Below are 1,099 nucleotides of genomic sequence, written 5' to 3'. Positions count from 1 at the left end.
GTTACTTTCGCTTGACTTCGCCGCCCTGGGTCATCAGGCAGGCGGCGACGATGTCGTCGTTCAGGTCGATGTTCAAGCTGCCTTCCTTGGTGAGGATCAGCTTGAGGAAGTCGAGCACGTTGCGCGCGTACAGCGAGGAGGCATCGGCCGCCACCAGCGCCGGCAGGTTGGTCTCGCCGATCAGGGTGACGCCAAACTTGACCACCGTCTTGTCGGCCTCCGACAGCGGGCAGTTGCCGCCGCCGTTGGGCCCTTTACCGGCGGCCAGATCGACGATGACGGAGCCCGGCTTCATGCTTTTCACCATGTCCTCGGTGATCAGGGTCGGGGCCGGGCGTCCCGGAATCAGGGCGGTGCTGATGACTATGTCGGCCAGCGCCACGCGCTTGGCGACTTCGATCTTTTGCCGGTCCAGCCAGCTTTGCGGCATCGGCTTGGCGTAGCCGCCGACGCCGACCGCGGCTTCCTTCTCTTCCGGCGTGTCGTACGAGACCTCGATGAACTTGCCGCCCAGCGACTCGATCTGCTCCTTGACGCTGGGGCGCACGTCGGAGGCCTCGATCACCGCGCCCAGGCGCTTGGCCGTGGCGATGGCCTGCAGGCCGGCCACGCCGACACCGAGGATCACGACGCGAGCGGCCTTGACGGTCCCGGCGGCCGTCATCAGCATCGGAAAGAAGCGCTGGTAGCGGTCAGCGGCCATCATCACGGCCTTGTAGCCGGCGATATTGGCCTGGCTGGAGAGCACGTCCATGCTCTGGGCGCGCGAGGTGCGTGGGGCGGCTTCGAGCGCGAAGCCGGTCAGGCCGGCCGCGGCGAGCTGCTGCAGGCCCTCAAGATCGAAGGGGTTGAGCATGCCGACCAGGCAGGTGCCGGGCTTCATCAGGCCGGCCTCTTGAGCCGACGGGCTGCGCACCTTGAGCACCAGTTCGCACTGGAAGGCGCCGGCGGCGTCGGTGATGTCGGCGCCGACGGCGAGGTAAGCCTCGTCCGGCACGCTGGCCGCCACGCCGGCACCGGCCTGGATGCGCAGCGTGTGACCTTGCGCTTTGAGCTTCTTCGCCGTCTCGGGGGTGACGGCAACACGGGTTTCTCCCAC

The 1,099-nt window shown here is 67.4% G+C and carries 1 protein-coding gene; it reads right to left on the bottom strand.

Annotated features, from left to right (window positions below; translation table 11 throughout):
• Window position 1: 1 nt before the first annotated feature.
• Window positions 2-1,099: a Re/Si-specific NAD(P)(+) transhydrogenase subunit alpha gene (locus tag C5P05_RS01145; protein WP_114968072.1), complete on the bottom strand. Its 1,098-nt coding sequence runs from the start codon at window positions 1,097-1,099 to the stop codon at window positions 2-4.

This window comes from Rhodoferax ferrireducens (assembly GCF_003347515.1).
Lineage (GTDB): Bacteria > Pseudomonadota > Gammaproteobacteria > Burkholderiales > Burkholderiaceae_C > Rhodoferax.
This window is presented reverse-complemented; position numbering and strand designations above follow the sequence as displayed.